This is a genomic window from Janibacter sp. UYMM211, assembly GCF_040547045.1.
GTDB classification, from domain to species: Bacteria; Actinomycetota; Actinomycetes; order Actinomycetales; family Dermatophilaceae; genus Marihabitans; species Marihabitans melonis.
The window spans coordinates 826,641-852,803 of the sequence record NZ_JBEPOY010000001.1 but is presented as its reverse complement, the minus strand read 5'-3'; the positions used below and the strand labels follow the sequence as shown (position 1 = coordinate 852,803).

28 protein-coding genes are annotated in these 26,163 nt (G+C 71.9%); 21 read left to right on the top strand and 7 right to left on the bottom strand.

Annotated elements, in window-relative coordinates; translation table 11 throughout:
- The first annotated feature begins 2 nt into the window (after positions 1-2).
- From rplO to map, 4 genes are all read left to right on the top strand, one after another.
- On the top strand, positions 3-485 hold the full coding sequence (gene rplO / locus ABIB53_RS03860; protein WP_354587190.1) for a 50S ribosomal protein L15: 483 nt from the start codon (positions 3-5) through the stop codon (positions 483-485).
- A gap of 204 nt (positions 486-689) precedes the next feature.
- Positions 690-2,015, top strand: coding sequence for a preprotein translocase subunit SecY (gene secY, locus ABIB53_RS03855; protein WP_123092231.1), 1,326 nt, complete (start codon positions 690-692; stop codon positions 2,013-2,015).
- Position 2,016: 1 nt separating this feature from the next.
- On the top strand, positions 2,017-2,580 hold the full coding sequence (locus ABIB53_RS03850) for an adenylate kinase (RefSeq protein ID WP_201467616.1): 564 nt from the start codon (positions 2,017-2,019) through the stop codon (positions 2,578-2,580).
- Between the two features lie 14 nt (positions 2,581-2,594).
- Positions 2,595-3,443: a type I methionyl aminopeptidase gene (gene map, locus ABIB53_RS03845; protein ID WP_354587188.1), complete on the top strand. Its 849-nt coding sequence runs from the start codon at positions 2,595-2,597 to the stop codon at positions 3,441-3,443.
- Between the two features lie 3 nt (positions 3,444-3,446).
- Here map and ABIB53_RS03840 read toward each other — a convergent pair whose 3' ends face one another.
- Genes ABIB53_RS03840 through ABIB53_RS03830 form a run of 3 tightly spaced genes read right to left on the bottom strand, consistent with a single transcriptional unit; the run spans position 3,447 to position 5,092 of the window.
- On the bottom strand, positions 3,447-3,875 hold the full coding sequence (locus tag ABIB53_RS03840; RefSeq protein WP_354587187.1) for a YybH family protein: 429 nt from the start codon (positions 3,873-3,875) through the stop codon (positions 3,447-3,449).
- A complete protein-coding gene (locus ABIB53_RS03835; RefSeq protein ID WP_354587186.1) occupies positions 3,872-4,438 on the bottom strand; it encodes a dihydrofolate reductase family protein in 567 nt (188 codons plus the stop codon). The genes ABIB53_RS03840 and ABIB53_RS03835 overlap by 4 nt, the downstream gene beginning before the upstream one ends.
- Before the next feature lie 12 nt (positions 4,439-4,450).
- The gene (locus tag ABIB53_RS03830; protein WP_354587185.1) at positions 4,451-5,092 is read right to left on the bottom strand and encodes a dihydrofolate reductase family protein; all 642 of its coding nucleotides are present in this window, start codon (positions 5,090-5,092) and stop codon (positions 4,451-4,453) included.
- A gap of 107 nt (positions 5,093-5,199) precedes the next feature.
- Between ABIB53_RS03830 and ABIB53_RS03825 the strand changes: the two genes are divergently transcribed.
- The 12 genes from ABIB53_RS03825 to ABIB53_RS03770 all read left to right on the top strand — a co-directional run bounded on the left by ABIB53_RS03825 (position 5,200) and on the right by ABIB53_RS03770 (position 18,316).
- On the top strand, positions 5,200-5,706 hold the full coding sequence (locus ABIB53_RS03825) for a winged helix-turn-helix transcriptional regulator (protein ID WP_354587184.1): 507 nt from the start codon (positions 5,200-5,202) through the stop codon (positions 5,704-5,706).
- Positions 5,707-5,874: 168 nt separating this feature from the next.
- The gene (locus ABIB53_RS03820) at positions 5,875-7,755 is read left to right on the top strand and encodes a methylmalonyl-CoA mutase subunit beta (protein ID WP_354587183.1); all 1,881 of its coding nucleotides are present in this window, start codon (positions 5,875-5,877) and stop codon (positions 7,753-7,755) included.
- Positions 7,752-9,947, top strand: coding sequence for a methylmalonyl-CoA mutase (scpA, locus tag ABIB53_RS03815; protein ID WP_354587182.1), 2,196 nt, complete (start codon positions 7,752-7,754; stop codon positions 9,945-9,947). The genes ABIB53_RS03820 and scpA overlap by 4 nt, the downstream gene beginning before the upstream one ends.
- A complete protein-coding gene (meaB, locus tag ABIB53_RS03810) occupies positions 9,940-10,932 on the top strand; it encodes a methylmalonyl Co-A mutase-associated GTPase MeaB (RefSeq protein WP_354587181.1) in 993 nt (330 codons plus the stop codon). Before scpA ends, meaB begins: the two co-directional genes overlap by 8 nt.
- 199 nt (positions 10,933-11,131) lie before the next feature.
- Positions 11,132-11,353: a translation initiation factor IF-1 gene (gene infA, locus ABIB53_RS03805; RefSeq protein WP_007928045.1), complete on the top strand. Its 222-nt coding sequence runs from the start codon at positions 11,132-11,134 to the stop codon at positions 11,351-11,353.
- Positions 11,354-11,435: 82 nt separating this feature from the next.
- On the top strand, positions 11,436-11,549 hold the full coding sequence (rpmJ, locus tag ABIB53_RS03800) for a 50S ribosomal protein L36 (RefSeq protein ID WP_006592630.1): 114 nt from the start codon (positions 11,436-11,438) through the stop codon (positions 11,547-11,549).
- A gap of 254 nt (positions 11,550-11,803) precedes the next feature.
- Positions 11,804-12,181 carry a 30S ribosomal protein S13 gene (rpsM, locus tag ABIB53_RS03795; protein WP_068277189.1) on the top strand — a complete coding sequence of 126 codons (378 nt, stop codon included), beginning with the start codon at positions 11,804-11,806 and terminating at the stop codon, positions 12,179-12,181.
- Positions 12,181-12,579 carry a 30S ribosomal protein S11 gene (gene rpsK / locus ABIB53_RS03790; protein WP_068277192.1) on the top strand — a complete coding sequence of 133 codons (399 nt, stop codon included), beginning with the start codon at positions 12,181-12,183 and terminating at the stop codon, positions 12,577-12,579. Before rpsM ends, rpsK begins: the two co-directional genes overlap by 1 nt.
- Before the next feature lie 26 nt (positions 12,580-12,605).
- Complete coding sequence (gene rpsD, locus ABIB53_RS03785; RefSeq protein WP_354587180.1) at positions 12,606-13,214, top strand: 30S ribosomal protein S4; 609 nt, start codon at positions 12,606-12,608, stop codon at positions 13,212-13,214.
- Positions 13,215-13,382: 168 nt separating this feature from the next.
- Positions 13,383-14,408 (top strand): DNA-directed RNA polymerase subunit alpha, encoded by a 1,026-nt coding sequence (locus ABIB53_RS03780; protein WP_123092223.1) that lies wholly within the window; start codon positions 13,383-13,385, stop codon positions 14,406-14,408.
- A gap of 54 nt (positions 14,409-14,462) precedes the next feature.
- On the top strand, positions 14,463-15,014 hold the full coding sequence (gene rplQ, locus ABIB53_RS03775) for a 50S ribosomal protein L17 (RefSeq protein ID WP_201467607.1): 552 nt from the start codon (positions 14,463-14,465) through the stop codon (positions 15,012-15,014).
- A gap of 191 nt (positions 15,015-15,205) precedes the next feature.
- Entirely contained in the window at positions 15,206-18,316 is a 3,111-nt protein-coding gene (locus ABIB53_RS03770) for a pullulanase X25 domain-containing protein (RefSeq protein ID WP_354587179.1), read from the top strand.
- Positions 18,317-18,390: 74 nt separating this feature from the next.
- Here ABIB53_RS03770 and arr read toward each other — a convergent pair whose 3' ends face one another.
- Both arr and ABIB53_RS03760 read right to left on the bottom strand, forming a co-directional pair.
- Positions 18,391-18,810, bottom strand: a complete 420-nt coding sequence (gene arr / locus ABIB53_RS03765) for an NAD(+)--rifampin ADP-ribosyltransferase (protein WP_123092220.1) — start codon at positions 18,808-18,810, stop codon at positions 18,391-18,393.
- Entirely contained in the window at positions 18,807-19,379 is a 573-nt protein-coding gene (locus ABIB53_RS03760; RefSeq protein ID WP_201467602.1) for a winged helix-turn-helix domain-containing protein, read from the bottom strand. The genes arr and ABIB53_RS03760 overlap by 4 nt, the downstream gene beginning before the upstream one ends.
- Before the next feature lie 176 nt (positions 19,380-19,555).
- On the opposite strand from ABIB53_RS03760, the gene rplM reads away from it, so the two are divergent.
- Genes rplM through truA form a run of 3 tightly spaced genes read left to right on the top strand, consistent with a single transcriptional unit; the run spans position 19,556 to position 21,414 of the window.
- Entirely contained in the window at positions 19,556-19,999 is a 444-nt protein-coding gene (gene rplM / locus ABIB53_RS03755; protein WP_068277211.1) for a 50S ribosomal protein L13, read from the top strand.
- Positions 20,000-20,032: 33 nt separating this feature from the next.
- Positions 20,033-20,539 carry a 30S ribosomal protein S9 gene (gene rpsI, locus ABIB53_RS03750; protein ID WP_068277213.1) on the top strand — a complete coding sequence of 169 codons (507 nt, stop codon included), beginning with the start codon at positions 20,033-20,035 and terminating at the stop codon, positions 20,537-20,539.
- Positions 20,540-20,574: 35 nt separating this feature from the next.
- Positions 20,575-21,414, top strand: a complete 840-nt coding sequence (gene truA / locus ABIB53_RS03745) for a tRNA pseudouridine(38-40) synthase TruA (protein ID WP_354587177.1) — start codon at positions 20,575-20,577, stop codon at positions 21,412-21,414.
- Between the two features lie 38 nt (positions 21,415-21,452).
- On the opposite strand, the gene ABIB53_RS03740 is transcribed toward truA, so the two are convergent.
- Positions 21,453-22,604 carry a glutamate--cysteine ligase gene (locus ABIB53_RS03740; protein ID WP_354587176.1) on the bottom strand — a complete coding sequence of 384 codons (1,152 nt, stop codon included), beginning with the start codon at positions 22,602-22,604 and terminating at the stop codon, positions 21,453-21,455.
- A gap of 150 nt (positions 22,605-22,754) precedes the next feature.
- On the opposite strand from ABIB53_RS03740, the gene glmM reads away from it, so the two are divergent.
- Positions 22,755-24,104: a phosphoglucosamine mutase gene (gene glmM, locus ABIB53_RS03735; RefSeq protein WP_123092216.1), complete on the top strand. Its 1,350-nt coding sequence runs from the start codon at positions 22,755-22,757 to the stop codon at positions 24,102-24,104.
- 33 nt (positions 24,105-24,137) lie between these two features.
- Here the strand turns inward: glmM and ABIB53_RS03730 are convergent, their stop codons facing one another.
- The gene (locus ABIB53_RS03730; RefSeq protein WP_068277218.1) at positions 24,138-24,665 is read right to left on the bottom strand and encodes a beta-class carbonic anhydrase; all 528 of its coding nucleotides are present in this window, start codon (positions 24,663-24,665) and stop codon (positions 24,138-24,140) included.
- Positions 24,666-24,711: 46 nt separating this feature from the next.
- Here ABIB53_RS03730 and ABIB53_RS03725 point away from each other — a divergent pair, with 46 nt between their 5' ends.
- The gene (locus ABIB53_RS03725) at positions 24,712-26,160 is read left to right on the top strand and encodes a GH1 family beta-glucosidase (protein ID WP_354587175.1); all 1,449 of its coding nucleotides are present in this window, start codon (positions 24,712-24,714) and stop codon (positions 26,158-26,160) included.
- The last annotated feature ends 3 nt before the right edge of the window (positions 26,161-26,163 follow it).

Genomic DNA, 26,163 nt, shown 5'->3' with positions numbered 1-26,163 from the left:
TCATGGCTGACGCCAAGAAGACCACCGAGAACGAGGCCTCGAGCCACGCTCTCAAGGTCCACCACCTGCGTCCCGCCCCGGGCGCCAAGACCGCGAAGACCCGTGTCGGTCGCGGTGAGGGCTCCAAGGGCAAGACGGCCGGTCGCGGTACGAAGGGCACGAAGGCCCGCTACCAGGTCCCGGCCGGCTTCGAGGGCGGGCAGACGCCGCTGCACATGCGTCTGCCGAAGCTCCGCGGCTTCAAGAACCCCTTCAAGACGGAGTACCAGGTCGTCAACCTCGACCGCGTCTCCGCTCTCTTCCCCGAGGGTGGTTCCGTGACGGTCGACGACCTCGTCGCCAAGGGCGCGGTCCGCAAGGGCCAGCTCGTCAAGGTCCTCGGCTCCGGCGAGATCAGGGTCGCGGTCGACATGACCGTGGACGCGTTCTCCACGAGCGCCAAGGAGAAGATCGAGGCTGCCGGCGGTTCCATCACCGGCGCCTGATCCACCACGGCCACTGACGAAGGGGTCCGACGGGCACAGCCTGGCGGACCCCTTCGCCGTCGGTCACGACGTGTGACGCGTCACCCCTCACGCCCACCCCGTTCGCCCACCCCGGGTGCGCCGGGTATCGTGCTTCAGTCTTCGCCCCCCGCCACCGGAGCACCCGTCGATCACGGGTGGACCCGGTGAAACCTGGAGGATCAGGTGCTCTCCGCCTTCACCCGTGCGTTCCGTACGCCGGACCTGCGTCGCAAGCTGCTCTTCACGCTGGGCATCGTCGTGCTCTTCCGCCTCGGGTCGCACGTGCCGACCCCGAACGTCGACGCGGCCGCCGTGCGCGCCTGCGTCGCGGGTGCCCGTGACGACGCGAGCTCGACCTTCCTCGGGATGGCCAACCTCTTCAGCGGGGGAGCGCTGCTCCAGCTGTCGATCTTCGCGCTCGGGATCATGCCGTACATCACGGCGAGCATCATCGTGCAGCTGCTGACGGTCGTCATCCCGCGCTTCGAGGCGCTGAAGAAGGAGGGCCAGCAGGGTCAGGCGAAGATGACCCAGTACACGCGCTACCTGACGATCGCGCTGGCCGTGCTGCAGTCGGCGACCTTCATCACCTTCGCCCGCAACCCCAGCCAGCTCTTCGGCAACGCGAACTGCACGAACATCCTCTACCGCGAGTCGATGCCGAGCATCCTCATCATGGTGCTGACGATGACCGCCGGCACGGGCCTGATCATGTGGCTCGGCGAGCTCATCACGGACAAGGGCGTCGGCAACGGCATGTCCCTGCTGATCTTCACCTCGATCACCGCGACCTTCCCCGGCTCGCTGTGGGCGATCCAGCAGCGCGAGGGCCGCTGGGACATCTTCTTCCTCGTCATCGGCATCGGGCTGCTCATCATCGCGGCCGTCGTCTTCGTCGAGCAGAGCCAGCGCCGCATCCCGGTGCAGTACGCGAAGCGGATGGTCGGGCGCCAGATGTACGGCGGGACCTCGACGTACATCCCCATCAAGGTCAACATGGCCAACGTCATCCCGGTGATCTTCGCCAGCTCGATGCTCTCGCTGCCGCTGATGATCTCGCAGTTCCGTCAGGACCCCGGCGGCAACACCGCCGGCTGGGTGACCTGGCTGCAGACGCATTTCAACCCCTCGCAGCCGACGTGGGTCTACATCGCCGTCTTCACCGGGCTGATCTTCTTCTTCACCTTCTTCTACGTCTCGATCACGTTCAACCCCACCGAGGTCGCGGACAACATGAAGAAGTACGGTGGCTTCATCCCAGGGATCCGGGCCGGGCGACCCACGGCCGAGTACCTGAGCTACGTGCTGACCCGGATCACCGTCCCGGGCGCCATCTACCTGTCGTTGGTCTCGCTCATCCCGCTCATCGCCCTCGTCCTCGTCGGCGCCAACCAGAACTTCCCCTTCGGCGGCACCTCGATCCTCATCATGGTCGGTGTCGGTCTGGAGACGGTGAAGCAGATCGAGTCCCAGCTCCAGCAACGTGAATACGAAGGGTTCCTCCGCTGACATGCGACTGATCATCTTCGGCCCGCCCGGGGCCGGCAAGGGCACGCAGGCGACCCGGATCGCCGAGCGCTACGGCATCCCCGCCATCTCCACCGGTGACATCTTCCGCGCCAACATCAAGGCCGAGACCCCTCTCGGCCTGCAGGTCAAGGAGATCACCGCGGCGGGCGGCTACGTGCCCGACGACGTGACGAACGCGATCGTCGAGTCCCGTCTCGACGAGGCCGACTGCGAGCCGGGCTTCCTGCTCGACGGGTACCCCCGCACGACCGGTCAGGTGAGCGCGCTCGACGCGATGCTCGCCAAGCACGACCGGGCCGTCGACAAGGTGCTCATGCTCACCGTCGAGACCGACGAGGTCGTCGCGCGGCTGCTCAAGCGCGCGCAGACCGAGGGTCGCGCCGACGACACCGAGGACGTCATCCGCGAGCGTCAGGCGATCTACACCCGCGAGACCGAGCCCCTCGCCGCGGTCTTCCGCGAGCGCGGCCTGCTCGTCGAGGTCGACGGCATGGGCGAGGTCGACGAGGTCAGCGAGCGCATCGCCGCGGCCCTGCAGGCCTGAGCGCAGGTCGTCGGATGGGCTGGATGGGGCGCGAGCGCGTCGTCGCGAAGACCCCGGAGCAGATCGCGCTCATGCGCGTCGCCGGGCTCCTCGTCGGCCGCACCCTGGAGATGCTGCGCGGCGAGGTGCGCGAGGGCGTGACGACCGCCCAGCTCGACGCCCTCGCCGAGCAGCACATCCGCGACCACGGCGGCATCCCGAACTTCCAGCTCGTGCCGGGCTACTCGCACACGCTGTGCACCTCGGTCAACGAGGAGGTCGTCCACGGCATCCCCGGCGAGCGGGTCCTGGTCGCCGGAGACCTGCTGAGCATCGACTGCGGTGCCCAGGTGCAGGGGTGGAACGGCGACGCGGCGATGACCGTCGTCGTCGGCGGCGAGGAGGCGGCGCGCCCCCGCGACCTGCGCCTGTCCGAGGCCACCCGCGTCTCCATGTGGGCGGGCATCGCCGCGCTGCGTGCCGGGGGGCGGATCAGCGACGTCGGCGCTGCCGTCGAGGACTCGATCATCGCCTCCGGTCAGGAGCACGACCACGAGTACGGCATCGTCCTCGACTACGTCGGCCACGGCATCGGCGAGGACATGCACATGCCGCCGCAGGTCCCGAACTACCGGCACACCGGGCGCAGCCCGGCGACCCCGGTCGGCACGACGATCTGCGTCGAGCCGATGGTGACCCTCGGCTCGCAGGACAACCACGTGCTCCCCGACGACTGGACGATCGTCACCGACGACGGCTCGCGGGCCGCGCACTGGGAGCACTCCGTCGCGATCACCGAGCGCGGCCTGTGGGTGCTCACCGCGATCGACGGTGGCGAGGCCGAGCTCACGGCGGCGGGCGCTCCCTTCGGCCCGCTCGACTGACGGCTACGCCGACCCGGGGCGCATGACGCCCTGGCCGGTCGTCGGGTCCCACGGGACCGACTCGTGCTGGTGCACGACCAGCCAGCGTCCGGCACGCCGCTGCAGGACCGCCGTCGCCCGCACCCGCATGTCGACCTCGTCGCCCGAGCGCAGCGTGCCGCTCACGGCGTAGACGAAGGTCGCGACCGCGAGGTCGCCGTCCGCGCGCACCTCGAGCTCGTGCACCGCGTACCCGATGTCGGAGGCGTACCCGGCGAACCACGCCTGCAGGCCGGCCGCCATGGCCTCGCGACCCCGGACCCGGTGCGGCGGGGTGACGCCGAAGCTGTCGAGCTCGTCGGCCATGCGTGCGAGCAGGGGAGCGGGGTCCTTCGCGGCGACCGCGGCGACCCGCTCGTCGAGCAGCGCCCGCACCTCCTGCTCGGAGCTCATCGCGTGCTCCCGCCGACGACGTCGTAGACGAGGGCGACGACGCCGCTCGCGAAGCGCTCGGTCTCGCGCAGGCGCAGCTCGAGGAGCAGACCCTCGGGCACGAAGCGGCGCGACCCGGCGCCGGCCACCCGCGGCCCGACATACGCGCTCACCTCGTCCACGAGGCCGGCTCGCAGGGCGGCGCCCGCGAGGGTCGGCCCGCCGACCGAGACGTCGCCGTCGGCCTCGGCGACGAGGGCCCGCAGGCGGTCGACGTCGAGCTCGGGCCACAGGGTGGTCCGTGGCGCGTCGAGCGCTTTGAGCGTGCGCGAGACGACGACCCGGTCGGTGTCCTGCCAGGCCTGCGTGTACTCGCGCACGTAGGAGATCTCGAGGTCCTCGGCGGGCGGGTCCTGCCAGTAGCGCATCGTCTCCCACATCCGACGCCCGTAGACGTCGAGGACGAGCCGCTCCTGCATCCGGTTGAAGTGCTCGTGCAGCTCGCGGTCGGGCTCGGTCGCCTCGCCCGCGTCGTCGACGAACCCGTCGAGGGTGGTGGTCATCGCGTAGATCAGCCGTCCCATAGCGCTCTCCTGTCAGTGCTTGGTCACGAAGGTCAGATGGCTCACGCCCGAGGCGGGCGAGACCACGGTCTCGACGTCGTAGCGCTCCTCGAGACCCTCGAGCCCCTCCCAGAGGGAGACGCCACGGCCGAGCAGGATCGGCACGACGACGACGTGCATCCGGTCGACGAGGCCGGCGGCGACGAAGTCGCGCACCGTGCTCGGGCCGCCGCCGACGCGCACGTCACGCCCGTCGGCGAGCCCGCGGGCGACCTCGAGCGCCTCGGTGGGGGAGGCGTCGACGAAGTGGAAGCTCGTGCCCCCCTCGAGGTGCAGGGTCGGCCTCGGGTGGTGGGTGAGGACGACGACGGGGGTCTCGAAGGGAGGGCGCGGCCCCCACCACCCCTGCCACTCCTCGTCAGTCCACGGCCCGGTCTGCGGCCCGAACGTGCGCCGCCCCATGATCTCGACACCGACCGAGCCGTCCCACCCGAGCGCGGCGAAGGCCCCGTCGACGCCGTCGCGGGCGCGCCCGCCCCCGGGCTGGTCGGGCGGCATCATCCACTCGTGGAGACGGCCGGTGGCATGACCCATGGGCTGCTCGAGGGTCTGCGGCTCGCCCGTGGCGTAGCCGTCGAGCGAGACGCTCAGCTGGGTGACGACGACCTCGGACATGGCGCTCCTGCCGGTCAGGTGGTTGCGATGCGCAACCGCTCCTCACCGTAGAGTAGGGTGATTGCGCAGCGCAACCACTTGCCGGACGAGCGGGACGAAGGGGGACGATGCGCACCGAGCCGAGATCGGGCTGCCCGATCAACCGGGGGGTCGAGGTCCTCGGCGACCCGTGGAGCGCCGTCGTCCTGCGTGACATGATCTTCGGCGACCGCCGATACTTCCGAGAGCTGCTCTCCGGGTCGCTCGAGGGCATCGCGAGCAACGTCCTCGCCGCCCGGCTGCGCGACCTCGTCGCCGCGGGCCTGCTCGTGCGCGAGGACGCCGGGCGCGGTCACCGCGCCCGGTACTCCCTCACCGAGGCCGGCATCCAGACCCTGCCGGTGCTCGTCGCGCTCGGCACGTGGGGGCGGGCGCACCGCGAGACGGCGCCGGAGCTCACCGTGCGCCAGCGGCTGCTCGAGGAGGGCGGGCCCGGGCTCGTCGCCGAGCTCATGGACGAGCTGCGCGCGGCCCACCTCGGTGCCCCGCTGCCGTCCGCGACCGGGCCGCGAGCGAGCGAGCGGCTGCGCGCCGCCTACGAGGCCGAGGTCGCCCGTGGGCTCGCCGACGGGTGAGCCGGGCGGGTGCCGGAGGCGGGTGCCCCGCCGACCCGCCAGGGCCGTGCCGCTGTGCGGGATCTCTCAGTCTGGGCCGGCCTGCCCGCCGGTAGCCTGACGACGTCCCGCCGCTGCCCGGCATGCGCGCAGGAGCCGTCCGAGCCGCCCCCGAGGAGCGATGCGCACATGATGTCTGCCCGGCCGACCGAGGTCATGCCGCTGGCCGAGGGCTTCGCGCCCACCGACGAGGCACGCTGGCGCGAGCTGGCCGCGCAGGTCGTCGGCAAGAGCCGCGCCGAGGACGACGCGCTCGGACCCGACGAGGCGGTCGAGGCGCTGTCGACGACCCTGCCCGACGGCGTCGTCGTGCGCCCGCTCTACACCCGGCCCGCGCAGGAGCGACCGCTCGGCGTGCCCGGGGCCATGCCCTTCACCCGCGGCACCGGCCCGCGCCGGCCCGACCAGCCGTGGGACGTGCGCGCCCTGCACGAAGGGGGAGACGCGGCCGCGACGAACCGCGCGGCGCTCGTCGACCTCGAGCGGGGCGTCACCTCGCTGTGGGTCGCGGTCGGGGACGGCCACCTCGACCCCGCCGATCTCGCGAGGGCGCTCGACGGCGTCCACCTCGGCATGGCCCCCGTCGTCGTCTCCTCGACGACCGCCCAGCGGCCTGCGGCCGAGGCGCTGCTCGACCTCCTCGAGGCCGCGCCCGAGCTCGCCCCCGGCTCCGGTCTCGGGCTGGACCCGCTCGGCGCCGCAGCGGCGACCGGGGGAGCCGCCGACCTCGCCGGGCTCGCCCCCTTCGTCACCCGCGCGGCGGCACTGACCGACGTACGCGCCCTCACCGTCGACACCCGCGTCTACCACGACGCCGGGGCGCACGACGTCGAGGAGGTCGCGCTCGCCGTGGCCACCGCGGTCGCCTACGTCCGTGCGCTCGAGGAGCAGGGGGTCGGCGCCGCCGAGGCCTTCGCGAGCATCGACGTGCGCGTCGCCGTGACCGCCGACCAGTTCACGACGATCGCCAAGCTGCGCGCCCTGCGGCGGGTGTGGGCCCGCGTCGGCGAGCTCGCCGACGTGCCGGAGCGGGCCCGGGCGGCGCGCGTCCACGCCGTGACCTCGGGCCGGATGCTCACCGCGACCGACCCCTGGGTCAACGTCCTGCGCGGCACGATCGCCTGCCTCGGCGCGAGCGTCGGCGGCGCCGACGCCATCACCGTGCTGCCCTACGACACCCCGCTCGGGCTGCCGGAGGCCTTCTCCCGGCGTCTGGCCCGCAACACCCAGAGCCTGCTCGCGCTCGAGAGCCACGTCGCGGCCGTCGCCGACCCCGCCGGTGGCTCCTGGTACGTCGAGGCCCTCACCGACGAGATGGCCGAGCGCGCCTGGGCGCGGCTCGGCGAGCTCGACGCGTCCGGGGGAGTGGCGGCAGCGCTCGCCGACGGCTCGCTCGCCCGCGGGCTCGAGGCGATGTGGCAGGAGCGCCTGCGCGGCCTGTCGACCCGGCAGGTCCCGCTCACCGGCACCTCCACCTTCCCGCTCGCCGGCGAGACGCCGCTGCAGCGCGCACCCCGCCCCCAGCCCCCGTCGGGGGGTCTGCCCCGCCACCGCGACGGCGAGGTCTTCGAGCGTCTGCGCGCCCGGGCCGCCCGGCTCGACGACCCGACGGTGCTCGTCGTCAGCCCCGGCAGCCGCCGAGACTTCGGGGCCCGTCAGACCTTCGCGACGAACCTGCTCGCCGTCGCCGGCATCGGCGCCCGTCTCGTCGACGGCGCCGACGCCGACACGGCCGCTGCGGAGGTCCGCGACAGCGCCCTGCCGGTCGCCGTCCTCGCGACCTCGCCCCGGCTCAACGCCGAGCACGGGCTCGAGGTCCTCGCCGCGCTGCGCGGGGCCGGCGTCGAGCACGTCGTGCTCGCCGGACGGGCGGGCGAGCTGGGCGAGGGCGACCACGGCGTCGTCGAGGCCCGTGAGGGCGTCGACGTCGTCGCCCTCCTCTCCGACCTGCTGACCCGGCTCGGGGCCGGGGACGACGTGACCATGACGACGGATGGAGACGCCCGATGAGCGCGATCCCCGACCTGTCCACCGCCTCGCTCGGCGAGGGCCTGCCCGGCGAGGACGCCGCCGCCCGCTGGGCCGAGCTGCTCGAGCAGGTGCCCGGCGCGGCCGACGGGTGGCAGACCCCCGAGCACATCACCGTCGCGCCCGTCTACACCGAGGCCGACACCGCGGGCCTGGACTTCCTCGGCACCGTGCCCGGCGCCGCGCCCTACCTGCGCGGCCCCTACCCGACGATGTACGTCAACCAGCCGTGGACGATCCGGCAGTACGCGGGCTTTTCGACGGCCGAGCAGTCCAACGCCTTCTACCGGCGCAACCTCGCCGCCGGGCAGAAGGGGCTCTCGGTCGCCTTCGACCTCGCGACCCACCGCGGCTACGACTCCGACCACCCCCGGGTCGAGGGAGACGTCGGGATGGCCGGCGTGGCGATCGACTCGATCTACGACATGCGCACCCTCTTCGACGGGATCCCGCTCGACCAGATGTCGGTGTCGATGACGATGAACGGCGCGGTCCTGCCGGTCCTCGCGCTCTACGTCGTCGCGGCCGAGGAGCAGGGGGTGAGCCCGGAGCAGCTGAGCGGCACCATCCAGAACGACATCCTCAAGGAGTTCATGGTCCGCAACACCTACATCTACCCGCCCGAGCCGTCGATGCGGATCATCTCCGACATCTTCGCCTTCACCAGCCGGCGGATGCCGCGCTTCAACTCGATCTCCATCTCCGGGTACCACATGCAGGAGGCCGGGGCGACGCAGGACCTCGAGCTCGCGTACACGCTCGCCGACGGCGTGGAGTACATCCGCGCCGGGCGCGACGCCGGGCTCGACGTCGACCGCTTCGCGCCGAGGCTGTCCTTCTTCTGGGCCATCGGGATGAACTTCTTCATGGAGGTCGCCAAGCTGCGGGCCGCCCGGCTGCTGTGGGCCCGGCTCGTGCAGGAGGGCTTCGAGCCGAGCAACCCCAAGTCGCTCTCGCTGCGCACCCACAGCCAGACCTCGGGGTGGAGCCTCACCGCGCAGGACGTCTTCAACAACGTCGTGCGCACCGGGGTCGAGGCGATGGCGAGCACCCAGGGCCACACGCAGAGCCTGCACACGAACGCGCTCGACGAGGCGATCGCGCTGCCGACCGACTTCTCCGCTCGGATCGCCCGCAACACCCAGATCGTCCTGCAGCAGGAGTCGGGCACCTGCCGCGTCATCGACCCCTGGGGCGGCAGCGCGTACGTCGAGCGGCTCACCCACGACCTCGCGCAGCGGGCCTGGGCCCACATCGAGGAGGTCGAGGCGGCCGGCGGCATGGCGAAGGCCATCGAGGCCGGGATCCCGAAGATGCGCATCGAGGAGGCGGCCGCCCGCACCCAGGCGCGCATCGACTCCGGCACCCAGCCGGTCATCGGCGTCAACACCTACCCCGTCGACGAGGACGAGCCGATCGAGGTGCTCAAGGTCGACAACGCCGCGGTGCGCGCGAGCCAGGTCGCGAGCCTGGAGCGCCTGCGCGCCGAGCGCGACGAGGAGGAGACGCAGGCCGCGCTCGCGGCGCTCACGCAGGCCGCCCGGGCCGACGGCGGCGACATGGAGACCAACCTCCTCGCGCTCGCCATCGACGCGGCGCGCGCCAAGGCGACGGTCGGAGAGATGTCGGCCGCGCTCGAGGAGGTCTACGGCCGCTACACCGCCCAGATCCGTACGATCTCGGGTGTGTACCGCGACGAGGCGAAGGGGAGCGGCTCGGTGCGAGAGGCCCAGGCCGCCGTCGAGGACTTCGAGCAGCAGGAGGGGCGTCGCCCGCGCATCCTCGTCGCGAAGATGGGCCAGGACGGGCACGACCGCGGGCAGAAGGTCATCGCGACCGCCTTCGCCGATCTCGGCTTCGACGTCGACGTGGGCCCGCTCTTCCAGACCCCGGCCGAGGTCGCCCGTCAGGCGGTCGAGGCGGACGTGCACGTCGTCGGGGTGAGCTCGCTGGCCGCGGGGCACCTCACCCTCGTGCCGGCGCTGCGCCGCGAGCTCGACGCCCTGGGGCGCCAGGACCTCATGATCGTCGTCGGCGGGGTCATCCCCGACCAGGACTTCGAGGAGCTGCGCGCCGCGGGGGCCGACGACATCTACCCGCCCGGGACCGTCATCGCCGACGCGGCAGTGCGTCTCGTCGCCCGGCTGCAGGAGCGTGCGTCGGGCGATGCCTGACCCGGTCGCCGACCTCGTCGCGGGCGTGCGGGCGCGCTCGCGCGCGCACGTCGCCCGGGCGATCACGCTCGTCGAGTCCTCGCGCCCCGACCACCGCGACCAGGCGCGAGCCCTGCTCGAGCAGATCGCGCCCGAGACCGGCGGGGGAGTGCGCGTCGGCATCTCCGGCATCCCGGGGGCCGGCAAGTCGACCTTCATCGACGCCCTGGGCACCCGGCTCGTCGAGCAGGGCCACCGGGTGGCGGTCGTCGCGGTCGACCCCTCGTCCTCGCGCACCGGCGGCTCGGTCCTCGGCGACCGCACCCGGATGGCGCGCCTGACGAGCACCGAGGACGCCTTCGTGCGGCCCTCGCCCTCGGGCCGCCACCTCGGCGGCGTCGCCCGGGCCACGCGCGAGTCGATGCTCGTGCTCGAGGCCGCGGGCTTCGACGTCGTGCTCGTCGAGACCGTCGGCGTCGGCCAGTCCGAGGTGGCCGTCGCCGAGATGGTCGACACCTTCCTCCTGCTCGCCCTCGCCCGCGGCGGCGACCAGCTCCAGGGCATCAAGCGCGGCATCCTCGAGATGGCCGACGTCATCGCGGTCAACAAGGCCGACGGGCCGCACGAGGGCGACGCCCGCGTCGCCGCCCGCGAGCTGAGCGGCGCGATGCGCCTCATGAACCCCGACCCCTCTGCCCGCCGACCCCCGGTCCTCACGTGCAGCGCCCAGACCGGCGCTGGTCTCGACGAGGTGTGGCAGGCGGTCCTCGACCACCGCGCCCACCTCACCGAGCACGGCTCGCTCGACGCCCGGCGCCGCGAGCAGCAGACGAGCTGGATGTGGGCGATGGTCGACGCCGAGCTGCGCGACGGGGTCCGGCGCAGCCCCGCGGTCCGAGAGGTCGTCGCCGAGGTGGGCGAGGACGTCGCCTCGGGTCGCGTGAGCGCCGTCGACGCCGCCCGCCGGGTGCTCGACGCCTACGCCCGCGACCTCGCGCCGGGCTGACCCGCGGGCTCACCTGCGGGCCCGGCGGCGGACGCGCCGCCGCCGCCCGGTCAGCGGCCCACCGGTGCTGCTCACCCGATTTCGTGGGTCCTCACCCGGTCCCGTAGGATGGGGCGTCGCTCTCGTGTGCGTGCTGCGCGCGCGGGGCGTCTCCGGGCGTCCTCATCCAGAGGGCCCCAATCACACGGATTGAGAGGATATGGCCAAGAAGGACGGTGTCATCGAGGTCGAGGGCACGATCGTCGAAGCACTCCCGAACGCGATGTTCCGGGTCGAGCTGACGAACGGTCACAAGGTTCTCGCCCACATCTCGGGCAAGATGCGTCAGCACTACATCCGGATCCTCCCCGAGGACAAGGTTGTCGTCGAGCTCAGCCCGTACGACCTGACCCGCGGCCGCATCGTCTTCCGCTACCGCTGACGGTCGGGCCGCCCGACCAGACGCATGTACGACCCGGCACCCATCTGGGGCTCGGGACAGATCGACCAAGGACGAGTTGGCAGTGAAGGTTCAGCCGAGCGTCAAGAAGATCTGTGACAAGTGCAAGGTGATCCGCCGCAACGGTCGGGTCATGGTGATCTGCGAGAACCTGCGCCACAAGCAGCGCCAGGGCTGATCGCGACCCACCCGGGCCCTCACGGGCCCAGCACCACGTCATAGAGCTTCACGACACGTACACACCGCACGCAGCACCCGACCCCTGAAGAAGGCCGCCTCGCGGCCGGATCTGGCGGCGCAGTCGCGCCGCGCAGGACGTCACCCTCGGCCCGGAGGCCGAGGACCGCAGGACCCCGCCCAGGTGCGGGGAGATCTCCTCGGACCGGTGCTGCACCACGACCTCCGGATGCACAGACAAGGAAACACCACAAGATGGCACGTCTTGTTGGAGTGGACCTCCCGCGCGAGAAGCGCGCCGAGGTCGCACTGACCTACATCTTCGGCGTCGGTCGCACGACCTCGCAGAAGGCCCTCGCCGCCACCGGCGTCGACCCGAGCACCCGCGTCAAGGACCTCGACGACACCCAGCTCGTCGCCCTGCGCGACTGGCTCGAGGCCAACTGCCAGCTCGAGGGTGACCTCCGCCGCGAGGTCGCCGCCGACATCCGCCGCAAGGTCGAGATCGGCACCTACGAGGGTCTGCGTCACCGTCGCGGTCTGCCCGTGCGCGGTCAGCGCACCAAGACCAACGCGCGCACCCGCAAGGGCCCGAAGCGCACCGTCGCCGGCAAGAAGAAGGTTGGTAAGTAATGCCCCCCAAGACCCGTTCCGGCGCCAAGGTGCGTCGCAAGGTCAAGAAGAACGTCGCCGTGGGCCAGGCCCACATCAAGAGCACGTTCAACAACACGATCATCTCCATCACCGACCCGACCGGTGCGGTGATCTCCTGGGCCTCCGCCGGCCAGGTGGGCTTCAAGGGCTCGCGCAAGTCGACCCCCTACGCCGCGCAGATGGCCGCCGAGGCCGCCGCGCGTCGCGCCATGGAGCACGGCATGCGCAAGGTCGACGTCTTCGTCAAGGGCCCGGGCTCCGGTCGTGAGACCGCGATCCGCTCCCTGACCGCTGCCGGCCTCGAGGTCGGCGCGATCAGCGACGTCACGCCCAGCCCGCACAACGGGGTCCGTCCGCCCAAGCGCCGTCGCGTCTGAGCACGGGAACCTAGGAGATATAGACCATGGCTCGTTACACCGGCCCCATCACCAAGAAGTCCCGTCGCCTCAAGCTCGACCTCGTCGGCGGCGACAAGAACTTCGAGCTCCGTCCCTTCCCGCCCGGCCAGCACGGCCGTCGCCGGATCCAGGAGAAGGAGTACCTCACCCAGCTCCAGGAGAAGCAGCGCGCCCGCTTCACCTACGGCGTCATGGAGAAGCAGTTCGTCCGGTACTACAAGGAGGCGGCCAACCGCCCCGGCAAGACCGGCTCGAACCTGCTGATCATCCTCGAGTCGCGCCTGGACAACGTCATCTACCGCACCGGTCTCGCCCGGACCCGTCGTCATGCGCGTCAGCTCGTGACCCACGGTCACTTCGAGATCAACGGCGTGCGGACCGACGTCCCCAGCCACCGCGTCGAGCAGTACGACATCATCACGGTGCGCAAGCAGTCCGTGGAGAGCTTCCCCTTCCAGCTCGCGCGTGAGACCTTCGGCGAGCGTCCCGTCCCGGCGTGGCTCCACGTCGTCCCGGGCAGCCTGAAGATCCTCGTGCACCAGCTGCCGACCCGTGAGCAGATCGACACCCCGCTCACCGAGCAGCTGATCGTCGAGCTCTACTCGAAGAACTGATCCTCGGATCTGCCGGGTGGCTCCCCCTTCGTCCCTGAGGCGAAGGGGGAGCCCCCGGTCCGAGGACCACCAGGGTCGTCGTCGCGGACCGATGCGCGACGACCAGCCGGGTCGCACCGGCAGCATCACGAGGCGTCATATAGCGGTCGCCCGTGGGAAGGAACAACCGTGCTCATCGCACAGCGCCCCACCCTCAGCGAGGACGTCGTCGCCGACAACCGCTCGCGGTTCGTCATCGAGCCCCTCGAGCCGGGCTTCGGCTACACGCTGGGCAACTCCCTGCGTCGCACCCTGCTGAGCAGCATCCCGGGTGCCTCCCTCACCTCCATCCGGATCGACGGCGTGCTCCACGAGTTCTCCACGATCCCGGGGGTCAAGGAGGACGTCACCGAGATCATCCTCAACCTCAAGAGCCTCGTCGTCTCCTCGGAGAACGACGAGCCGGTCGTCATGTACCTGCGCAAGACCGGCTCCGGCCCCGTCACCGCCGCGGACATCAACCCGCCGGCCGGCGTCGAGGTCCACAACCCGGACCTGCACATCGCGACGCTCAACGACAAGGGCTCCGTCGAGATGGAGCTCACCGTCGAGCGCGGCCGCGGCTACGTCTCGGCCCAGCAGAACAAGTCCGGCGAGCAGGAGATCGGCCGCATCCCGGTCGACTCCATCTACAGCCCGGTCCTCGCCGTGACCTACAAGGTCGAGGCGACCCGTGTCGAGCAGCGCACCGACTTCGACCGTCTCGTCGTCGACGTCGAGACGAAGAGCTCGATGACCCCGGCCGACGCCATGGCCTCCGCCGGCAAGACGCTCGTCGAGCTCTTCGGCCTGGCCCGTGAGCTCAACGTCGAGGCCGAGGGCATCGACATGGGCCCGTCGCCGACCGACGCCGCGCTCGCCGCGGACATGGCGCTGCCGATCGAGGACCTCGACCTCACCGTCCGGTCCTACAACTGCCTCAAGCGCGAGGGCATCCACACCGTCGGCGAGCTCGTCGGTCGCAGCGAGGCCGACCTGCTCGACATCCGCAACTTCGGCGCGAAGTCGATCGACGAGGTCAAGGCCAAGCTGCACGGCATGGGCATGGCCCTCAAGGACAGCCCTCCCGGCTTCGACCCGAGCCAGATCGTCGACAGCTACGGCGACGAGGACTACGAGGACGACCAGTCCTTCGTCGAGGACGAGCAGCTCTGACCCACCCGACGGCCTGACCCGTCCGGGTCGGCTTGCAACTCAAGGAGAATCACCATGCCCACCCCCACCAAGGGACGTCGTCTGGGTGGCGGCCCGGCGCACGAGCGCCTCATGCTCGGCAACCTGGCCCAGTCGCTCTTCGAGCACGACCAGATCACGACGACGCAGGCCAAGGCCAAGCGTCTGCGCCCGCTCGCCGAGCGTCTCGTCACCTTCGCCAAGCGCGGTGACCTGCACGCCCGTCGCAAGGTCATGACGGTCGTCAAGGACAAGGGTGTCGTGCACCGTCTCTTCACCGAGATCGCGCCCGACATGACCGACCGCGAGGGCGGCTACACCCGCATCACGAAGATCGCGCCGCGCAAGGGCGACAACGCCCCCATGTGCGTCATCGAGCTCGTGCGCGAGCCCGTCTCCGCCAAGCCCAAGCGCGCCGTCGTCGCCGAGGCCGAGGCCGCCACCGCGCGCTCGGCCAAGGACGAGGAGGCGCAGGAGGCCCCGGAGAGCACGGACGAGACCACCGAGACCGAGGCCCCCGCGGCCGAGGCCACGGACTCGACCGAGGCCACCGAGTCGACGGAGTCGACCGAGGGCGAGAAGGCCTGACCCAGGCCCTCACCTGACGAAGGGGTGAGCCTCCCGCAGCAGCGGGGGCTCACCCCTTCGTCGTGCCCGGGCGGGCCGCTCGGTAAAGGATTGTCCAAGAAGTCCGCGATCACCTGTCGCCGCAGGTCACGGCGGGCCTACGCTCCGCCCGACTGCCCTCGACGGCGAGGGCTACCCGCAAGGAGCACCCCATGGTCCGACGCCCCCACGCCGCAGCCCTCGCGATCGCCCTCGCGGCCGCCCCCTTCGCCCTGTCCGCACCCGCCAGCGCCGCCGAGCCGAGCAGCGTCACCCTCGTCGGCTCGTTGCAGGACGAGCTCGGCTGCGCCGCCGACTGGGACCCCGCGTGCGCGAAGGCCCACCTCGTCCAGGATGCCTCCGGGAAGACGTGGTCGGCGACGATCTCGCTGCCCGCCGGCAGCTACGAGTACAAGGTCGCCATCGACGACGGGTGGGCCGAGAACTACGGCGCCGGGGGCGTCAAGGACGGCTCGAACGTGCCGCTCGTGCTCGAGGGCCCGGCCCGGCTGCGGGTGAGCTACGACGAGACGAGCCACGTCACCACCATGACGCCGCTCGGCCTCGCCGGGGCGACGAGCAGCGCGGACAAGAAGGCCGCCGCCGACTCGCTGCGCGGGCCGCTGGGGCGCGAGCGCTTCTACTTCGTCATGGCCGACCGCTTCGCCAACGGCAGCACCGCCAACGACCGCGGCGGGCTCACCGGCGGGCCCCTCACCACCGGGTACGACCCGAGCGACAAGGCCTTCTACCACGGGGGTGACCTCAAGGGCCTCACCGGCAAGCTCGACTACATCAAGGGCATGGGGACGACCGCGATCTGGCTCACCCCAAGCTTCAAGAACAAGCCGGTGCAGGGCAAGGCCGGCGAGGAGAGCGCGGGCTACCACGGGTACTGGATCACCGACTTCACCCAGATCGACCCGCACCTGGGCACGAACGCCGAGATGAAGACCCTCATCGACGCCGCGCACAAGAAGGGGATGAAGGTCTTCTTCGACATCATCACCAACCACACCGCGGACGTCATCGACTACGAGGAGGGCGCGTACACGTACAAGAGCAAGAAGTCCTCGCCGTACACCGACACGAGCGGCACGGCCTTCGACGACCGCGACTTCGTCGGCAAGCCCGCCTCGCAGTGGCCGGCGATGGACCGCACGTCCTTCCCGTACACCCCCTTCGTGCGTCCCGCGGAGAAGGACGTCAAGGTCCCGGCGTGGCTCAACGACCCGCTGATGTACCACAACCGCGGTGACTCGACCTTCGCCGGCGAGAGCTCGACGTACGGGGACTTCATCGGTCTCGACGACCTCTTCACCGAGCGGCCCGAGGTCGTCGAGGGCATGGGCGAGATCTACAAGCAGTGGGCCGACTTCGGCATCGACGGCTTCCGGATCGACACCGTCAAGCACGTCAACCTCGAGTTCTGGCAGCAGTTCATGCCCGACCTGCTCACCCACGCGCAGAAGAAGAACGACGACTTCTTCGCCTTCGGCGAGGTCTACGACGGCAACCCCGCGGTGATGTCTGAGTACACGACCCGCGGCAAGCTCCAGGCCACCCTCGACTTCGGCTTCCAGCAGCAGGGCGTCGACTTCGCGAAGGGGAAGTCGGCCGCGACGCTCGCCGACTTCTTCGCCAAGGACGACTGGTACACCGACGCGGACAGCAACGCCTACCAGCTGCCGACCTTCCTCGGGAACCACGACATGGGCCGCGCCTCGATGTTCTTGAAGGACTCGAGCGCGGACGAGAAGCAGCACCTCGCCCGCGTGCGGCTCGCGCAGAGCCTGATGTTCACCACCCGCGGCAACCCGGTGACGTACTACGGCGACGAGCAGGGCTTCATCGGCACCGGCGGCGACCAGCTGGCGCGGCAGGACATGTTCGCCAGCAAGACCGACATCTACAACGCCGAGGACGTCCTCGCCGGGCCGGAGGGCTCGCGCGACCGCTACTCGCGCACCCACCCGCTCTACCGCCACGTCGCCGAGCTCTCCCGGATGCGCGCGAAGCACCCCGCGCTCGCCGACGGGGCGCAGGTCGCGCGGTACGCCTCCGACGACGCGGGCATCTTCGCGGTGTCCCGTCTCGACGCGTCGAAGAAGGTCGAGTACGTCGTCGCGGCGAACAACTCGACGACGACGCAGACCGCGAGCTTCGCGACGTGGACGAAGGGGTCGGCCCGCCCCGGCAAGGGCCGCTACGACGGCGCGCTCTTCACGCCGGTGACCCCGGGCGCCCCGTCGGTGCGCCCCGGCGCCGACGGTCGCGTGAGCGTCACCGTGCCGCCGCTGTCGGTGCGCGTGTGGAAGGCCAACCGGACGATCTCGACCGGCACCGCGGCGCCGACGGTCGAGCTGAGCGCCGGCGCCGACCACGCCGTCGGCGGGCGCGCGGAGATCTCCGCCGACGTCACCACGGGGACCTTCGCCCAGGCGACCGTCCTCTACCGCCCGGTCGGCACGAAGACCTGGCGCACCGTGGGCACCGACGACAACGCGCCCTACCGCGTCTTCCACGACGTCGAGGGCATGGCGCTCGGGACGATGCTCGAGTACCGCGTCGTCGTCGAGGACGCCGCGGGCCGGGTCTCTGCCGACAGCGACTGGGCCAGCGTCGTCTCCGCCACCGGACCGGCGCCCGAGGCCGAGATCGGCGACCCGCCGGCCACCCAGCCCGGTGCCGTCGCCGTCGCGGGCACCCACAACTCCGAGATGGGCTGCGCCGCCGACTGGGAGCCCTGGTGCGACCAGGCGCAGCTGACCCTGGACCCGCAGGACTCGATCTGGAAGGGCAGCTACACGCTCCCGGCCGGGCCCTACGCCTTCAAGGCCGCGCTCGACCGGACGTGGACCGAGAACTACGGCGAGAAGGGGGAGCGCGACGGCGCGAACATCTCCTACGAGACCGACGGCCCCGTGAGCTTCTACTACGACCCGACGACGCACTGGGCGACGACGTCCGAGGACGGCCCGGTCGTCACCGCGCCCGGTGACTACCAGTCCGAGCTCGGCTGCGCGGCCGACTGGTCACCGGCGTGCATGCGCCCGTGGCTGCAGGACAAGGACGGCGACGGCACGTACACGTGGGCGACGACGAAGATCCCCGCGGGCACGTGGAGCTTCAAGATCGCCCACGACCTGTCGTGGACGACGAGCTACGGGGCCGGCGGGTCGCCGACGGGCGGCAACATCACCGTCACCGTCCCGGCCGACGGCGCGAAGACCGTCTTCTCCTACGACTCGGCCACGCACGTCGGCCAGGCGACGAGCAGCTAGGGGGCGCCCCCCTTCGCGTGGTTCGACGAAGGACCGTCACCTCGAGGTGACGGTCCTTCGTCGACCCGGCCGGGTCAGTTGATGATCTCGGCCTGGCTCAGCGCGGCCAGACGCTCGCGCCAGAGGTCGAGGGCCTCCGGCGTGAGCCGGGTCCACCCCGTGACCTCCTCGACGACGAGGACCGGGGCGCTCGTGCGGTAGGAGCGCGTGGGGTTGCCGGGGAACTTCTTGTCGGTGACGTTCGGGTCGTCGACGTAGGGACCGGTGGGCTCGACGCGGTAGACGTGCGGCTCGCTGCCCTCCGGCCCGAGCAGCACGGCGAGCTCGGCGGCCAGAGCGGCCCCGTCGACGAGCGAGGTGATGTAGACGTGGCGCATCGTCAGACCGGCTCGGTAGTTCGAGGGGCGTCCGGCGACGAGGTGGTCACCGGGGCGAAGGGGGGCTCGCGTGCCGTGGAAGAAGGGCCCCTCGTCGAGGGGGCGCTCGCCGGTCATGACCGCGGGGTCCGGTCGACGGGGTGCACCGCGAGGGTGACGGCCACGCGCTTCGCGCCCGGGGTGCCCGCGCCGATCCGCCGGTAGCGCTCGAGGGTGCGCATGACCTCGGTGCGCAGCGCGACGAGCTGCTCCTCGTCGACGAGCACGGCCTGGTCGTGCAGGCCGGCCTCCTCCTGCCACACGAGGGGCCACGTCGGCGCGGCGTCGACCCAGGCATGGGCGCGCGCGGCGAGGTGCTCGACGTGGTCGTGCGCCAGCCAGGCCTCGTCCTGCGCGCTCAGCGGGTCGTCGTCGTCCGTGCCGACACGGGTGACGACGACGTCGTCGTCGTCCTCGTCGGGCAGGGCCCAGACCCGGGTCTTGGCGTTGCCCAGACCGGTGTCCTCGACGAGCCCGCCCTCGGCGAGAGTGCGCAGGTGGTAGCTCGTGGCGCCCGAGTTCGTGCCGAGCGCCCGGGCCAGCTCCGCCGACGTCGAGCCGCCGTGCAGCCGCAGGTGCGCGAGGATGCGGGTGCGCAGCGGGTGGGCCAGCAGACGCCAGCCGTCGGGGGTGCCCGGGGTGCTCATGGATCGCACAATAAGTGTGCGATCCGCGGCGGGGCAAGCGCGTCGCGCCGGGCGGAGTCCGCCGGATCCCGCTCGCCCGTAGGGCTCCAGGGGGTGCGCCCGCGATTTCGGGCGGTGTGCGGCCCGCCCGTAGAATTGTCGGGTACCCCGAACGACACGACACAAAGGCTGCACCTGTGCGTACCTACACCCCCAAGGCGGGCGACATCACCCGTCAGTGGCACGTCATCGACGCCACTGACGTCGTCCTCGGCCGTCTCGCGAGCCAGACCGCGATCCTCCTGCGCGGCAAGCACAAGACGACCTTCGCCCCGCACGTCGACACCGGCGACTTCGTCATCATCATCAACGCCGACAAGGTCGCGCTCACCGGCTCCAAGGCCGAGCAGAAGCGCGCCTACCGCCACTCGGGCTACCCGGGTGGTCTGAGCTCGACCTCCTACACCGAGCTGCTCGAGAAGAACCCGGAGCGCGCCGTCGAGAAGGCGATCCGCGGCATGCTGCCCCGCAACTCCCTCGGCCGCCAGCAGCTGAGCAAGCTCAAGGTCTACGCCGGTGCGGAGCACCCCCACGGCGCCCAGCAGCCGACCCCCTACACGATCTCCCAGGTCGCGCAGTAAGCCGCGCGCAGAATCACGACGAAGGACTGACACGTGGCTGACACCACCGACACCACCGAGCAGCTCGGCGACGACGTCGAGCTCACCTCCTACACCTCCGAGTCCGACGGCCCCGTCGGCGACGCCGAGCCGGCTCGTCGTCCCTCGGCCTCGGCCCCCGGCGCCGGCACCGGCCGCCGCAAGCAGGCCATCGCCCGCGTGCGGATCGTCCCCGGCACCGGCGAGTGGAAGATCAACGGGCGCACGCTCGAGGAGTACTTCCCAAACAAGGTCCACCAGCAGATCGTCGCCGAGCCCTTCACGGTGCTCGAGCTCGACGGCGCCTACGACGTGCTCGTCCGCGTGCACGGCGGTGGCCCCTCCGGCCAGGCCGGGGCGGTCCGCCTCGGCGTCGCCCGCAGCCTCAACGGCGTGGACCCCGAGCTCAACCGCGACACGCTGAAGAAGGCCGGCTTCCTCACCCGTGACGCCCGCGTCCCGGAGCGCAAGAAGGCTGGTCTGAAGAAGGCGCGCAAGGCGCCGCAGTACTCCAAGCGTTGATCGAGAGCGCTTCCGGCGAAGGGCCCCACCATGCGGTGGGGCCCTTCGTCGTGCGTCTGCGCCTCGACCTCGCCTACGACGGCGGGGGCTTCGCGGGGTGGGCCGCCCAGCCCGGTCTGCGCACCGTCGAGGGCGAGCTGACGAGCGCGCTCGAGACGATCTGCCGCACCTCGGGGGTCCGTGTCGTCGTCGCGGGGCGCACCGACGCCGGGGTGCACGCCGCCGGGCAGGTCTGCCACGTCGACCTGCCGCCGGAGGCGCTCGAGGCCGCACGCGGCCGTCGCGAACGCAGCCCGCAGGAGGCCCTGCTCGCCCGGCTGCGCGGGATGCTGCCCCCGGATGTCGCGCTGCACGCCGTGACCCGGGCGCCCGAGGGCTTCGACGCGCGCTTCTCCGCCCTGCAACGGCGCTACCGCTACCTCATCGGCGACGACCCGGGCCGCCGCGACCCGCTGCGACGTCACGACGTCGTCGCCCTGCGCGAGCCGCTCGACGTCGCGGCGATGGACGAGGCGGCCACGGCGATGCTCGGGCTGCGCGACTTCGCCGCCTTCTGCAAGCGGCGCGAGGGCGCGACGACCACCCGCACACTCGTCGAGCACTCGTGGCGGCGCACCGAGGACGGGCTCGTCGAGGGCCGCGTCGTCGCCGACGCCTTCTGCCACTCGATGGTGCGTGCTCTCGTCGGTGCCGTCGTGCCCGTCGGGCAGGGCCGGCAGGGGACCGGATGGCCCCTCGAGGTGCTCACCGCCGGGGTGCGGGACCCCCGCGTCAAGGTCATGCCCGCGCACGGGCTGAGCCTGGTCGAGGTCAGCTACCCCGACGACGACCGGCTGGCCGCGCGCGCCCGTGAGGCCCGCGCCCGCCGGGACTGACAGGTCCCCCGTCGGCCCGCGTCCCCCTTCGCCCTCGGTCAGGCGGGGCCGGGTCGACCCGGCTGCCCGGCGCGCAGCTCGTCGACGAGGGAGCGGGCGACCCCGACGAGGGTGCCCTCCTCCTGCGCGACGCGCAGCTGGCGCTGGTAGCTCGCGCCGGTGCGGGTGATCTGCTCGACGTCGGCGAGCTCGGTCTCGCAGCCGAGGCGGCGGGCGACCGGGGCGAGGCGCTCGAGCAGGTCGGCGAGGTCCTCGGTGACGAGCCGCTCGCGGTTGCGGTCGTCGCAGATGATGATCGAGTCCATGCCGTAGCGCGCGGTGCGCCACTTGTTCTCCTGGACGTGCCACGGCGGCAGCGTGCGCAGGGTGCCGCCGTCGGTGAGCCGGTCGTCGAGCCACACCACGAGGCACTGGACGAGCGCGGTGATCGCGGCGAGCTCGCGCAGCGTCGGGATGCCGTCGCAGACGCGGATCTCGAGCGTGCCGAGGTGGGGCGCCGGGCGGATGTCCCAGCGGATCTCCTTGAGCTCGTCGATGACCCCGGTGACCATGAGGTCGTCGACGTAGCGCTCGTACTCCGGCCACGTGTCGAACTGGAAGGGCAGCCCGGCGGTCGGCAGCTGCTGGAACATCTGGGCGCGGTTGCTCGCGTACCCGGTCTCCTCGCCGGCCCAGAAGGGCGAGGACGCCGAGAGCGCCTGGAGGTGCGGGGCGTAGGTGAGCATGCCGTTGAGGATGGGCAGCACCTTCGCGGCGTCGGTGATGCCGACGTGGACGTGGACGCCGTAGATGACCATCTGGCGGCCCCACCACCGCGTGCGGTCGATGAGGGTGGCGTAGCGCTCGCCCTCGCTCACCTGCTGGCTCTGCCACTGGGCGAAGGGGTGGGTGCCGGCGCACATGAGCTCGAGACCGAGCGGGTCGGTGACCTGGCGCAGCGCGCGCAGCGAGGAGTCGAGGTCGGCGCTCACCTGCGGCACGTCGTCGCAGATGCCGGTGACGATCTCGACGGTGTTGCTCAGCAGCTCGCGGTGGACGCGGGCGGAGACGTGCTCGTCGTCGAGGGCCTCGGCCACGCCGGCGACGACGTCGTCGGCGCGCGGCACGAGGTCGAGGGTGTCGCCGTCGACGAGGGCCAGCTCCCACTCGACGCCGAGCGTCGGGCCCGCGGAGGGGCGGAAGTCGATCACGGGCGGAGCCCTTCCTGCTCGTCGGCCCACCTGCCGTGGGTCGCGGAGGACTCCAGCCTAGGTCGCGGGTATCGTGCTGCGAGCCGCAAGGTCCTCACGCCGGCTGCCTGCCGGGGGGCCGATCCCCAACTGGAAGGCACCGAGAGCGACATGGCACGAATCTTCGGCACTGACGGCGTGCGCGGGCTCGCCAACGGCGACGTCATCACCGCGGACTTCGCCCTCTCCCTCGCACAGGCCGCGGCCGTCGTCCTGCGACGGCGCGACCACGAGCACGGGCACCGCCCCCGCGCCGTCGTCGGCCGCGACCCGCGGGCCTCCGGTGAGTTCCTCTCCGCCGCCGTCGTCGCCGGGCTCGCCTCGGCCGGCGTCGACGTCTACGACGCGGGCGTCCTGCCGACCCCGGCGATCGCCTACCTCACCGCCGACACCGACGCCGACTTCGGGGTCATGCTCTCGGCGTCGCACAACGCGATGCCCGACAACGGCATCAAGTTCTTCGCCCGGGGCGGGCACAAGCTGCCCGACGCCGTCGAGGACGAGATCGAGGCCCGCATGGGCCAGGAGCCGCTGCGCCCGACCGGCGCCGAGGTCGGCCGCGTCCAGGTCATGGCCGACGGCGGGGCGCGCTACATCCGCCACCTCCTCCTCGCGGTCCCCGGCTCGCTCGAGGGCCTCACGGTCGTCCTCGACGCGGCGCACGGGGCGGCGAGCGAGGTCTCGCCCGAGGTCTTCCGCCTCGCCGGCGCGACGGTGCACGTCATCGGCGCCAGCCCGGACGGGCTCAACATCAACGACGGCTACGGCTCGACCCACCTCGAGCAGCTGCAGGAGGCCGTCGTCACCCACGGCGCCGATCTCGGCATCGCCCACGACGGCGACGCCGACCGCTGCCTCGCGGTCGACGCGACGGGTCAGGTCGTCGACGGCGACCAGATCATGGCGGTGCTCGCGATCGCGCTCAAGGAGCGCGGCCGGCTCGCCGACGACACGCTCGTCGCGACCGTCATGAGCAACCTCGGTCTGCTCAACGCCATGCGCGAGGCCGGCATCGCCGTGAAGCAGACCGGCGTCGGCGACCGCTACGTCCTCGAGGAGATGCGCCGCGGCAGCTACTCGCTCGGCGGCGAGCAGTCCGGGCACGTCATTATGCTCGACCACGGCACGACCGGCGACGGCGTGCTCACCGGTCTGATGATCGCCGCGCAGGTGGCCGCGACCGGGCGCCCGCTCGCCGAGCTGGCCTCCGTCATGACCCGGCTGCCCCAGGTGCTCATCAACGTCGGGGGCGTCGACAAGTCCCGCGTCGACACCGACGAGGGCGTGCGCAGCGCGGTGCAGGAGCACGAGGCGGGCCTCGCCGGCTCGGGTCGTGTCCTCATGCGCAAGTCCGGCACCGAGCCGCTCGTGCGCGTCATGGTCGAGGCCCCGACGCAGGAGCACGCGCAGCAGGTCGGCGAGGCGCTCGCCGGGGTCGTCCGGGAGCGCCTCGCGCTCTGACCCTGGGGGTCGGGGCGGCTGCCCCGGGCCCGGTCAGACGTGCTGCTGCAGCAGCCCGCTGTCGACGTCGTAGATGAAGCCGCCGACGCGCACGCGCCCGGCGACGAGGGGGTGCGCGCGCACCGCGGCGACGTCCTGGCGCAGCGTCTGCACCTGGTCGGTGACGACGTTGAAGGCCTGCCACGACGCGTCCATGCCGGCCGAGGCGGCGACGGCCTCGCGCAGCTGCTCCTCCGTCGAGGAGGCGACCGCGCACCGCGTGTGCGGCACGACGAGGACGCGCTCGACCCCGAGCAGGTGCACGGCGAGGACGATCGCCTCGAGCGCGGCGGCGGTGACCCGCCCGCCGGGGTTGCGGAAGATCTTCGCGTCGCCGGGGGACAGGCCGAGCATCCCCAGGGGGTCGATGCGGCTGTCCATGCACGTGACCACGGCGACGCCGGCCCGGGCCACGCCGTCGAAGCCGGCGAGGGCGAAGTCCTCGGCGAAGTCGCGGTTGGCCTGGAGGAGGTCGTCGAAGGCGTGGTCGGTCGCGCCGAGGTCGACAGGGCTGGTGCTCATGCTCTCTTGCGTCACGGCACCAGCCTACGACCGGCAGGATGGCCCCATGGAGCGATACCCCGTCATCCCGCCCGCCGATCTCGCCGCCCGGCTGCCCGCCGGCTTCCGACTGGGAGCCGCGACCGCGTCGTACCAGATCGAGGGGGCAGTGGACGAAGGGGGACGTGGCCCCTCCATCTGGGACACCTTCAGCCACACCCCGGGCATGATCATGGGCGGCGACACCGGCGACGTCGCGTGCGACCACTACCACCGGTGGGAGAGCGACGTCGCGCTCGTCGCCGACCTCGGTCTCGACGCCTACCGCCTCTCCGTCGCCTGGCCGAGGATCGTGCCGACCGGCTCGGGAGCGGTCAGCCAGGAGGGGCTCGACTTCTACAAGCGGGTGCTCACCGGTCTGCGCGAGCGCGACGTCGACACCGTCGTCACGCTCTACCACTGGGACCTGCCGCAGCCGCTGGAGGACGCGGGCGGCTGGCCGGTGCGCGAGACCGCCGAGCGCTTCGCCGAGTACGCCGGGGTGCTGGCCCGCGAGCTCGGCGACCTCGTCGGCACGTGGACGACCCTCAACGAGCCGTGGGTGTCGGCCTTCCTCGGCTACGCCTCCGGCGTGCACGCGCCGGGTCGCACGGAGCCGGCCGCCGCGCTCGCCGCCGCCCACCACCTCAACCTCGGCCACGGCCTCGCCGCCCGGGCGATCCGCGCCGAGCTCGGCGACGACGCGTCGGTCATGGTCACCCTCAACCACCACGCGATCCGCCCGGCCGACCCGAGCAGCGCGGCCGACGTCGACGCCGCCCGCCGGCTCGACGCCGTCGGCAACCGGATCTTCACCGGGCCGATGCTGCGCGGCGCCTACCCGCAGGACCTCTTCGAGGACACCGCCCACGTCACCGACTGGTCCTTCGTGCGCGACGGAGACGAGGCGCTCGCGCACGTGCCGGTGAGCGCGCTCGGCATCAACTACTACACGCCGACGATCGTGCGCGGTCTCGCCGAGGGCGAGGAGCCGAGCAGCAGCGGCGGCCACGGCGAGGGCTCGGCCACCCCTTGGGTCGGGGCGACCGGCGTCGACTTCGTCGAGCCCGAGGGGGAGCGCACCCGGATGGGGTGGCTCGTCGAGCCGTCCGCGCTGTCGGGCATGCTGCGCCGCCTGCGCGACGACTTCCCCGGTCTGCCGCTGATCATCACGGAGAACGGCGCCGCCTACGAGGACGAGGTGAGCACCGACGAGGACGGCGGCCGTGCCGTCCACGACCTCGACCGCACGAGCTACTACTCGGGGCACGTCAGCGCCGTCGCGGACGCGATCGACGACGGGGTCGACGTGCGGGCCTACTTCGCCTGGTCGCTGCTGGACAACTTCGAGTGGGCCTTCGGCTACGACCGCCGCTTCGGGGTCGTCCACGTCGACTTCGAGACCCAGGAGCGCACGCCGAAGGACTCGGCGCTGTGGCTGCGGGACCTCGCGAGGTCGCACCGCGACCGGCGCTGAGGA

Coding starts and splice junctions, on each gene's coding strand:
- rplO (WP_354587190.1), top strand. CDS start 3: ATGGCTGACGCCAAGAAGACCACCGAGAACGAGGCCTCGAGCCACGCT.
- ABIB53_RS03850 (WP_201467616.1), top strand. CDS start 2,017: ATGCGACTGATCATCTTCGGCCCGCCCGGGGCCGGCAAGGGCACGCAG.
- map (WP_354587188.1), top strand. CDS start 2,595: ATGGGCTGGATGGGGCGCGAGCGCGTCGTCGCGAAGACCCCGGAGCAG.
- ABIB53_RS03840 (WP_354587187.1), bottom strand. CDS start 3,875: ATGAGCTCCGAGCAGGAGGTGCGGGCGCTGCTCGACGAGCGGGTCGCC.
- ABIB53_RS03835 (WP_354587186.1), bottom strand. CDS start 4,438: ATGGGACGGCTGATCTACGCGATGACCACCACCCTCGACGGGTTCGTC.
- ABIB53_RS03830 (WP_354587185.1), bottom strand. CDS start 5,092: ATGTCCGAGGTCGTCGTCACCCAGCTGAGCGTCTCGCTCGACGGCTAC.
- ABIB53_RS03825 (WP_354587184.1), top strand. CDS start 5,200: ATGCGCACCGAGCCGAGATCGGGCTGCCCGATCAACCGGGGGGTCGAG.
- ABIB53_RS03820 (WP_354587183.1), top strand. CDS start 5,875: ATGATGTCTGCCCGGCCGACCGAGGTCATGCCGCTGGCCGAGGGCTTC.
- scpA (WP_354587182.1), top strand. CDS start 7,752: ATGAGCGCGATCCCCGACCTGTCCACCGCCTCGCTCGGCGAGGGCCTG.
- meaB (WP_354587181.1), top strand. CDS start 9,940: ATGCCTGACCCGGTCGCCGACCTCGTCGCGGGCGTGCGGGCGCGCTCG.
- infA (WP_007928045.1), top strand. CDS start 11,132: ATGGCCAAGAAGGACGGTGTCATCGAGGTCGAGGGCACGATCGTCGAA.
- rpsM (WP_068277189.1), top strand. CDS start 11,804: ATGGCACGTCTTGTTGGAGTGGACCTCCCGCGCGAGAAGCGCGCCGAG.
- rpsK (WP_068277192.1), top strand. CDS start 12,181: ATGCCCCCCAAGACCCGTTCCGGCGCCAAGGTGCGTCGCAAGGTCAAG.
- rpsD (WP_354587180.1), top strand. CDS start 12,606: ATGGCTCGTTACACCGGCCCCATCACCAAGAAGTCCCGTCGCCTCAAG.
- rplQ (WP_201467607.1), top strand. CDS start 14,463: ATGCCCACCCCCACCAAGGGACGTCGTCTGGGTGGCGGCCCGGCGCAC.
- ABIB53_RS03770 (WP_354587179.1), top strand. CDS start 15,206: ATGGTCCGACGCCCCCACGCCGCAGCCCTCGCGATCGCCCTCGCGGCC.
- arr (WP_123092220.1), bottom strand. CDS start 18,810: ATGACCGGCGAGCGCCCCCTCGACGAGGGGCCCTTCTTCCACGGCACG.
- ABIB53_RS03760 (WP_201467602.1), bottom strand. CDS start 19,379: ATGAGCACCCCGGGCACCCCCGACGGCTGGCGTCTGCTGGCCCACCCG.
- glmM (WP_123092216.1), top strand. CDS start 22,755: ATGGCACGAATCTTCGGCACTGACGGCGTGCGCGGGCTCGCCAACGGC.
- ABIB53_RS03730 (WP_068277218.1), bottom strand. CDS start 24,665: ATGAGCACCAGCCCTGTCGACCTCGGCGCGACCGACCACGCCTTCGAC.
- ABIB53_RS03725 (WP_354587175.1), top strand. CDS start 24,712: ATGGAGCGATACCCCGTCATCCCGCCCGCCGATCTCGCCGCCCGGCTG.